The organism is Geobacillus proteiniphilus (assembly GCF_001908025.1).
Lineage (GTDB): Bacteria > Bacillota > Bacilli > Bacillales > Anoxybacillaceae > Geobacillus > Geobacillus proteiniphilus.
Map to the genome: position 1 here is coordinate 1 of NZ_MQMG01000092.1, position 4,631 is coordinate 4,631.

The following is a 4,631-nucleotide window of genomic DNA, read 5'->3' on the forward strand; positions in this document are numbered from 1 at the left end:
CGAAAGCACTTACGAGACCTCCTTAATGTTGATTTCACCGCTAACATTATTGCCAGGATCTCGTCAGTGCTTTCTCTTTTTTGTCACTAAATCACAAAATTTGGTGATGAACCAGTTTTTCTCTAAAAACTCGTAAATACATAGGTAGTTCAACAACTCCTGAAGAACCTGTAACGCCAACTAATATATTCAAGCTTAACACCTCCTTTACATTACAGTTTCTCTTGGCGTACCTTTTCTCACATTAATTAATAACGAAGATAAACTAGTAACTATACCCAAAGCACCTGCAATGAAGAAAAGATATTTTATATTGAAATAATCAACACTGACCCCAAAAATAAACTGGGCTACTGGCGTTGAAAGCATTGAAATCGCCATCATAATACTATTAACTCTTCCTAATAAATGAATAGGCACAGAACGTTGAACAAAAGTAGGTATAAGGACTCCTATAAAACCAATAATTAAGCCAATTACAAAAACGAAAATTAGAATAATCAAAAAATTTTGGGTGAAACATAGTGCGGCAATACCAGTAGCTTGTAAAAGAAAAGATAAATAAATAATCTTCAATTCAACCTTGTGAATGCTTTTAACTGAAAAGATTAAACCAGTTAACAAACTTCCCATTGACATCGATGAATATATATATCCTAAATACTTAGCATCATCACTAACATTTTTAGCTAAAAAAGGGAACAATACATTAACCCCGTTTGCTCCAATATTTACAAAAAACATAGTTATAACCAAATAAAAAATCATTTTTTGTCTATTCAAAAAACTAAAACCAAGTCTTAAATCCGAAAAGTAAGAAGTTTTATCATTATTATCGTTTATATTTTCAAGATGACTATTTTTAGAGTCAATAAACAAAATTAAAAAAGTTGAAAATGCATATAAGATAGAAATGGCTATCAAGGAATGTTCTATTGAGATTGATTCAACCATCCAAGCGGCGATTAAAGGGCCCAAAATGATCGTTGTTCTTACAACAGTGAAGTATTGACTATTGAGACGACTCAAATATTCAGTAGCGACTAATCTTGGCTTTATTGATTCTGAGGCTGACCAATAAAAAGCATCAATCGCTCCAAACAAAACGGAGACCATTATGAGAATTACAAAAGAGATAGTATGATCCCATAACAGAATAGCCAAAACTAACACAATGATTGTCCTTATCATGTCTGACAACCACAGAAACAACTTTGCCCCTATTCGATCAATAACCGGTCCGCAAAGAAGCCCAGCAATAAATCTCGACAAACCTAGGGAAAATAAAACTGCTCCCATCAAAAAACCTGATTGTAAAACGTCAGCAATATACCAAGCTATAACAACACTGTATATGACGTCCCCCAAGTTTGAAAGAAACGTTGCTATACAAAATTTTGTAGCGTTCAAAATGATCACCCTTAGAAAGATTGAGACTAGGCATGTAACGCACTTGTGAAACAGAACAAAATCAAAACATAGGATAAGGGGTGGTTTTAATATAACTAAATATTCATTATATTACAGTTATTACAATAATTATTTTATCGGGAAAATACGGTAATGTAAAGAGTTTTTTGTAATACCTCGTCTCGTTTTGTCGGATATCGTTGAATGCAACATATCTTATGTTATGTTGAATAAAAAACACCACCCATAGAAGGTGGTATTTAGCTGATAGTTTCATTAAAATGTTTAGACATAAATAACTGTAGATAACCGGTCAAACTTACTTCCGGTAATTCCTTGGATTGATCCCATTCAAAATATCTTATATTTTGTATTAAAGAACTGTAGATGAGCAAATTTGCTAACATAAATTGACAATCAAACAAAAAAGGAGACATGAACGGGACTCCTTGAGTAAAATAGATGTGCTCACAACTACCCACAAGGAGGTTCATGTCTCATGAATAGATTAGCACATCACCAAGGAATCCACAAGTTTTTCCTAGTGTTAGAGTCAGTCAAGACTTTGTGGAGAACATTTTTTCGGTTCACTACGGGCGTTGTCAATCACTAGTTAGTGAACCATTTTCAGGAATGGATATCGTAAGTGCTTTCGGACCCTCATCCCTCATCTTGAGGTGATCATATTGTATTCCATTTTTTACATCCAACCACCATCCCGGAGTGCCGACAACGCTTGATGGATCGGCGTCCCGGATGATCGTTGCAGACACGGTATATTCTGACGCACCACATCCACCCACAACCGTCCTGCCTTCCGTTTGGCCTGTTCGATCCGCTTGGACTTCGTCGAGGCCGAGGCTGCCCTCCGGGGCTCTTCCTCCTCCAACTGCCCCTTTCTCCACCCGATCCCGTCGATTCGGGCCACCATCGCTTTTAGAAACGCCCGAAGCCCTTGGTCTTTCCAGCTGCGGCGGGATTTCACCCGATGCGCCAACCGGCTCATCACGCTCTCGGCGTGGCCCATCGGACGCATGCCGGTCGTCTCCACCCCTTGCTCGGACAGCCACTCCCGATCGTCCTGGATGCATCCCGGCATCGACTCGATCCGGCGGATCATGGCAGCCAGCTGTTGTTCTTTCGCTTCGTCCTCCAACGTGCCGACCGTGCTGTTCAGCTCCACGAGAAGCCCTTCTTCGTCTTGTTTTGCCAGCTTCTTTCGCACGTGTAAATTAGCACATTCTTTCAGAATCCCTTTTTCAAATTATTTCAGATGGATTCCGAAATAATGTGCAAAATTTTTGCCGATTATTCCGGACTTTGCACATTCTTTCGGAACGTTTGCACGCTCTTTCAAATGAAGATTTCCAGCGCGCCTGATGGAATGATGGAAAAGAGAAAGCACAAAAGAGGCCGATTCGGCTCCTTTCGTGCTAATACCCCCATTTCCTCTAAGGCCATGCGCACCACTTCCTCGTCAATGACGTCCTTTTTCAGCTGATGCCCGTACAACAGGCACATCGTGGCCAATGCGTTGATCACACGGGGACAGCCTCGCGATTGCAGAACGATCGCCTCCAACGACGATGGGGTGAAGATCGGATGCTTTTTCTACGTCGGCGCGGGCAATGTAGAAAAAGGCATCGTTTACCCGCACCACCACCCGCGCTTTACGATTGACGAAGACGCGCTTGAGATCGGCGTGCAAATGTTTGTCGCGGCGACGTTGAAACTGTTGGCGGAAGTAGAGTAGGATGCTTCCGCTTTTTTGTACATCATAAAGGTGGCTCGATATATTGCATGCTATTTCTCTGTCGCTAATTCACATGATTGTTCTTTTTTACAGATTCGCGAACGAGAAAGAAATGAGCCGTTTTCTTCTTGAATGATTCTGAAAAAATGGCATCCTGTCATCGCCACAAGGAGGTAAGTCCATGCCGACGATCACACTAAGGCTGGAATTGCACAACCCAACAAAAGTCAAACAGGACATGTATGAACGGATGACAGAAGTGAATACCGCCTTTGCGAATTGGCTGTTGAATCATCCCGAGCTGAATCAAGCGACGAGCAAACTGTTTAAAGCGTTTTCGTCGCAGCGGTTTCCTTCCGCCGTCGTGAATCAAACGATTCGAGAAGTGAAGTCCCAAAAGAAAAACCAGAAAACAAAGAAGTTTCGAACATGCTGGTGTTGTTTTAACAATCAAAACCTAAAGGTGGAGAAGAAAGGATCGTTCTACACGGTTTCCTTCCCCACGCTGGAGAAGCGAATCGGCGTGCCGGTCGTCACGCGCCCCGATCAAGAAGCGTGGCTGAATCGGCTGCTCGATGGAACCGCCAAACAAGGGGCCGCCAAGCTCTACAAAAAGAGAAAGAAATGGTACTTGGCGATCGCGATCACCTTTGAAGTAAAGCCGCGGCACGAAACAAAGGTGATGGGGGTTGACCTAGGACTTCGCTATCTCGCCGTGGCCAGCGTGGAAACGAAATCGTTGTTTTTCAAAGGGAACCAATGCGCCTTTGTACGCCGACGATACGCGGCTTTGCGAAGGAGATTAGGAAAAGCCAAGAAGCTTCATATGATTCGCAAAATCGGCCGTAAAGAATCCCGTTGGATGAAGGATGTCAACCACAAAATCAGCCGTCAAATCGTGAATTTTGCCCTCGCCAACGGTGTTGGCGTGATTCGGATGGAAGCGTTGACAGGGATTCGCAAGCGAGCAAAATCGGCCAAAGAAGCGGGGCGAAGCCTTCATTCTTGGGCGTTTCATCAACTGCAAACGATGATCGCCTATAAGGCGGAAATGGCGGGCATTCGGGTGGAGTGGGTGGATCCGACCTACACGAGCCAAACGTGTAAATGCGGACATCGGGAAAAGGGAAATCGTCATGGCATCCACTTCCAATGCAAAAAATGTGGATATACGATTCATGCCGATCTGAATGGCGCGATCAACATCGCCAAAGCGATTTCGGGCTTCGCCGCTGAACCTAGCGCACTGGTCACAGGTGCGCCGCCCATTGGGGTACATCGTAACCCGATGGGACGGGGTGATGACACAACCCTGAACTTGGGCGTTGTCCGAACCAGAAATGGATGAGGGCGTTAACGACCCAAGAATCCCATGCCTTTAGGCGTGCGGAGTGTCAATATACCCTTGTTCATGAAAACATAAACTAGGGAGAGAATCTCCCTTAAAAGGGGAATGGGTGAAAGAAAA

The 4,631-nt window shown here is 43.4% G+C and carries 3 protein-coding genes and 3 pseudogenes; 2 read left to right on the forward strand and 4 right to left on the reverse strand.

Annotated features, from left to right (window positions below; translation table 11 throughout):
* Positions 1-91 precede the first annotated feature (91 nt).
* The 4 genes and pseudogenes from BRO54_RS20690 to BRO54_RS19645 form a co-directional block, all read right to left on the reverse strand.
* Positions 92-193: a flavoprotein gene (locus BRO54_RS20690; protein WP_239691298.1), complete on the reverse strand. Its 102-nt coding sequence runs from the start codon at positions 191-193 to the stop codon at positions 92-94.
* Between the two features lie 14 nt (positions 194-207).
* Positions 208-1,419, reverse strand: a complete 1,212-nt coding sequence (locus BRO54_RS18385) for an MFS transporter (protein ID WP_031206426.1) — start codon at positions 1,417-1,419, stop codon at positions 208-210.
* A 691-nt stretch (positions 1,420-2,110) separates the two neighbouring features.
* A pseudogene (locus tag BRO54_RS18390) lies at positions 2,111-2,635 on the reverse strand (UPF0236 family transposase-like protein); the annotation flags it as partial.
* 215 nt (positions 2,636-2,850) lie between these two features.
* Positions 2,851-3,018: pseudogene (locus tag BRO54_RS19645) on the reverse strand (AAA family ATPase); the annotation flags it as partial.
* On the opposite strand from BRO54_RS19645, the pseudogene BRO54_RS18405 reads away from it, so the two are divergent.
* Both BRO54_RS18405 and BRO54_RS18410 read left to right on the forward strand, forming a co-directional pair.
* Positions 3,011-3,163: pseudogene (locus BRO54_RS18405) on the forward strand (amidohydrolase); the annotation flags it as partial. The pseudogenes BRO54_RS19645 and BRO54_RS18405 sit on opposite strands and share 8 nt — an antisense overlap.
* Positions 3,164-3,344: 181 nt before the next feature.
* Positions 3,345-4,511 carry a transposase gene (locus BRO54_RS18410; protein WP_239691299.1) on the forward strand — a complete coding sequence of 389 codons (1,167 nt, stop codon included), beginning with the start codon at positions 3,345-3,347 and terminating at the stop codon, positions 4,509-4,511.
* The last annotated feature ends 120 nt before the right edge of the window (positions 4,512-4,631 follow it).